This window comes from Cypionkella sp., from assembly GCF_028290025.1.
Taxonomy (GTDB): Bacteria; Pseudomonadota; Alphaproteobacteria; order Rhodobacterales; family Rhodobacteraceae; genus Cypionkella.
Genome location: NZ_JAQGKQ010000041.1, coordinates 1 through 4361 on the forward strand (window position 1 = coordinate 1; position 4361 = coordinate 4361).

At 56.6% G+C, this 4361-nt stretch carries 3 protein-coding genes and 1 pseudogene; 1 reads left to right on the top strand and 3 read right to left on the bottom strand.

Annotated features, from left to right (window positions below):
- The 3 genes and pseudogenes from JWS10_RS05215 to JWS10_RS05225 all read right to left on the bottom strand — a co-directional run.
- Positions 1-513, bottom strand: a pseudogene (locus JWS10_RS05215) (carbohydrate ABC transporter permease); the annotation flags it as partial.
- Complete coding sequence (locus JWS10_RS05220) at positions 510-1616, bottom strand: carbohydrate ABC transporter permease (RefSeq protein ID WP_299505332.1); 1107 nt, start codon at positions 1614-1616, stop codon at positions 510-512. The gene JWS10_RS05220 and the pseudogene JWS10_RS05215, both read right to left, overlap by 4 nt.
- 207 nt (positions 1617-1823) lie before the next feature.
- Positions 1824-3461 (bottom strand): ABC transporter substrate-binding protein, encoded by a 1638-nt coding sequence (locus JWS10_RS05225; RefSeq protein ID WP_299505334.1) that lies wholly within the window; start codon positions 3459-3461, stop codon positions 1824-1826.
- Positions 3462-3732: 271 nt separating this feature from the next.
- Here JWS10_RS05225 and JWS10_RS05230 point away from each other — a divergent pair.
- The coding region (locus JWS10_RS05230) for an ATP-binding cassette domain-containing protein (RefSeq protein ID WP_299505335.1) at positions 3733-4361 on the top strand (629 nt) is incomplete at its 3' end.

Genomic DNA, 4361 nt, shown 5'->3' on the forward strand with positions numbered 1-4361 from the left:
CTTATAAAGCACCAGCATAGGCAGCGCCAAAACCACCGGCGGTAGGATCAACTGGCTGAGAAAAAAGAACGAAATATCGCTATTGCCCATCCACAGGAATTTATAATTGAAACGGCTCAATCCATAAGCCGCGAGCGACCCCAGCATCACCGCCAAAACCGAGGAAGTCACCGAGGTGATCGCCGAATTGGTGAAGCGCTTCATAAACTCATCGCGCACCGTGCTATCAGCGCCAATCGTATCGGGTGACAGGCCCAAAGACTTCCAACCGAGCCATTTCGGAGTGAAATCCAGCCACGGTATCAGGTTGCCCTTCATCACATCGGGGGCCATCTTGAAGCTGGTGGTTAGCGTCCAATATATTGGGAACAAACAAATAAATGCCCACAGCAACAGCAGCGCATACACAAACAACCGACCAGTAAACCAGTTTGGCCGAAAGCTGCGATCTGCGGCGGAGTCCCTGAAAATCTGCCCGCTAACATTGGTATCGCTCATGGCAGTTTTACTCATGTTCTGGGCCTCGAAAACCGATCCGCGAGTTTCATCAAAATCGTCATCACGATGATGATCAGCAGCAGATAAAACATCGCGAGCAAAGTGCCGTAGCCGACGTTCGATCGATCTCGATACTCGCGGAAAATAAACGAGGTCACAGTATCCGAAGCCCCCCCCGGCCCGCCTGAGGTCACCGCGATCACGATATCGGCCAGCTTCAGTTTGAAAATAATCCTGATCAAAATCGCGGTGATCGACACTGGCAGCATCATCGGGAAAGTCACCTCCCAAAACGCCCGCCAGCCGTTCGCGCCATCGACTTTCGCAGCCTCGTTCAGCTCTTTCGGGATCGCCTGCAAACCGGCCAAAATCATGATCATCATAAACGGAATGAACGTCCAAGCGTCCATCAGCATGATCGTCGCCTTTGCCACACCCGGGGTGCCAAAGAACGAAGGCGTCTCCCAACCTAGGAACTTCGCCAGCCGTGCCACTGGGCCGAACCGCGCCTCTAGCATCGACTTGCCGATCATCCAACTCACCGCCACCGGCGACAGCATCAGCGGCAGCAAAAACGCTACCCGGAAGAACTTCCGCGCCCGGATTTCAGCGTTCAACGCCAAAGCCAACCCGAAGGCAATCGCGTATTCGACAAGGATTGCAAGCACATACCAGACCATGTTCAACAGCGCATTCCAATAGAACGGGTCGGCCCACATCTGCCGCACATTGGTCAGCCCGTTAAAATGCCGGCCATTCGGACTGGACAGATTCCAGTCGGAAAACGCGATCACCAGACCAAACAGTAGCGGAAATACCGTCAGTGAAATCACGAACAAAGCCGCTGGCAGCACGAACAACGTCCGCTTGCCATGTTCGCCATGCAGCAAAACTTGCCCCCAACTGAGGCAGATCGCCCAGAGAATATAGGCATACAGCGTCGGCCTCCAACTGCCGAAACCGAAGTCATGCACGCCTTGAACCTGCATCAGCTGCGCCAACGCCATCAGCGCCATCAGCCCGGCCGAGCCCCAGATGATCGCGCGTCCAAACGCACGGCGCTGGTCCGAGATATTGTCATTGCTGACAACGTGAAGAAGGTCGCCTGAACTGCTCAAAACTCTCGCCCCATTTGGGAAAAACAAGCCGCCCGCGAAGGCAGCTTGCTCAAATTTCGGCAAGGCGCGGCTGAAATCACGCCTTGCCGTTCATTCTACACCGCACTTCTGACCAACAAGTTAACAAACTCCGGCGGGCATATTCTGCGAAGACGTCTCATCCTCTGCGCGCAAAATATCCCAGCCGGAGGCATCCCCAGCCCTAATTCACATCCCCAAGCTGGCCTTATAGAGCGTAATCTGGCTGTCACGGCCGATCTGGTCAGTGATTTTCTCCCATGCTGCCGCAATCGCATCGGCGGTCTCTTGCGCCGATTTGTATTGGCCGGAGTAGCCCTTAGCCAATTCATCCTCGGCAACCGAATAGTATTGGAAGATGCCGGGAATACGCGGTTCAATCGCAGCGTTCGGGTGGTTGTAGCTGTCAAGGTTCGAACTCAGGTAATCCTCGATAAACGCCCGGTCATAGCCCGCCGCAACCCATTCGTCATATTGGAACTGACTGTTGCGGTAAGGTTGGAAGCCAGACGGATAAGCCGCCATCCACAGCGAAATATCCTTGCCACCCAGATGCGCCGCCGCCGACCAAGCCGCCTTGCGCTTTTTCTCATCCGCCGAAACGCGGTTGGTCACATAGACGCCCCAGCCGAGGAAAGCCATGTTCGGCGACTCGTTATAAGTCTCCTCCCAGGCGGAAGTTTTGGCGTTGTAAACCCGGTCCGAGCCACGGTTGATGCCAAAGCCCACCACATCGCCAACCACCGAAGTATCCGAGGTGCGCGCGTTAGAGCCCACATCGCCCCACCACATCAGGCTAGACCCGGTGCCTGCCAGAAACTGCGAGAATGCCGTGGTGCCCGGATCGGCGTTGATCTGGTCCGCCGGATACGCGCCCGGCGTCGCAATCAGGTCCATTACGTCTTGAATGGCCTGCACCCAACCCGGATTGTTGACACGCGGCTTCATCGTCTCTGGGTCAAACAGCCAAGCCGGATCGGACGGATGCTTCACATAAGCCGCAGCCCGGTTCTCGAGGAAATAAAACCCAAAGCCGCCCCAACCTTTCAGCGGGTCCAAATATCCAATCGCAGGCTGCCCGGTCAGCGGATCGGTCTTGCCGACGATAGCCTTGGAATAGGCGTTGACCTCTTGCCAAGTCTTCGGCGGCTCTGCCATGCCCGAAATCGCGCCCTCACCGAAGTAATCGGTGCGATACGCAAACGTATGGCAATCGCCGTCGATTGAGATCCGGTAGGTCTTGCCGTCCCATGTCCCAACCGGGGCTTTCAGATAATTCACGTAATCATCCATGTCGATCTGGGCCTTGACCCAATCCGGCATCTCATCGAGCAAGCCCTTGCTGGCGGTATCCCCCTCCAACGGAGCACCCATCGCCAGAATATCAAAATCGACCGTCCCTGTGGCAATGCTCTGCTGCAAACGCGGGTTATAATCGGCTTGCGCAAGGTCGATCCAGTTGATCTTCGCCCCGGTATAAGCCTCCCACCCCTTCAGAAGCCCACGGAACAGGATGTTGTGTAATCCGTTGTTATTGATGCCAAAGAACGACAGCTCCACCCCGGCAAACTCACCCTCCGCCACGTTGGCCTTGGTGCTATCCAGACACAACTCGCCGACCTTCTGCCAATCCGCATCGGTGGGTGAGCCCTTACCGACCCCCGGTATCTGCAAAATCTGGGTGCGCACCGAATCCTGCGCCGCAGCTGGCCCATAGCCCATCGCGCGCGGCATCACCGCCAATGCGGTCAAAGCCGTAGCCCCCTGCAACATACGACGGCGGCTTAAAGTGGCCTGAACGGCGGCCTGATAAATCTCTAACTTCAAGATGTCTCCTCCCTTGGATGCCCTTGCGCGGCCAAAACCGCTGGGCTGTTATGTCTCAAAATCTATGGAACCCCGATCCGGCATCTTAGACCAAACCCGTTTACCAAATCGCTGCAAACGGGCCTCCCCTCCCGCCGCAAACACGTTCCTTATTACCAGCTTGGCCTGCCCCAATCCACCTGTCAAGATTCTAACATGTTAGTATGATCAGGCGCATAGACAGCACGCCCCGGCTTCGCTTAATCTTGCAGCAACACGGGGAGAAAAACACATGGCTGAAGTCACAATCCGCGATCTGCGCAAGGCTTATGGCGGGGTGCAGGTGATTCACGGCCTCAATTTGGACATCAAGGATGGCGAGTTTGTCGTGCTGGTCGGCCCCTCCGGCTGTGGCAAATCCACGCTTTTGCGGATGCTGGCGGGGCTAGAGGAGATCAGCGCAGGCGACATCAGCATCTGCGCTGCCCGCGTCAACAACCTGCCACCGTCAGAGCGTGACATCGCCATGGTGTTCCAGAACTACGCGCTTTACCCGCACAAAACCGTCGCCGCCAACATGGGCTTCGCGCTCAAAATGCGCGGCATGGAGAAGTCCGCGATTCGCAGCAAGGTTGAGCGTGCCGCCTCCATTCTCGGCCTCACCCCCTATCTCGACCGCTTCCCGCGCGCCCTATCAGGTGGCCAACGCCAACGTGTCGCCATGGGCCGCGCCATCGTGCGCGACCCGAAGGTATTCCTGTTTGATGAACCCCTCTCTAACCTTGACGCCAAACTCCGCGTCCAGATGCGGACTGAGATTAAAGAGCTGCACCAACGCCTGAAAACCACCACCGTCTACGTCACCCATGATCAGGTGGAGGCCATGACCCTGGCCGACCGCGTGGTGGTGATGAACAACGG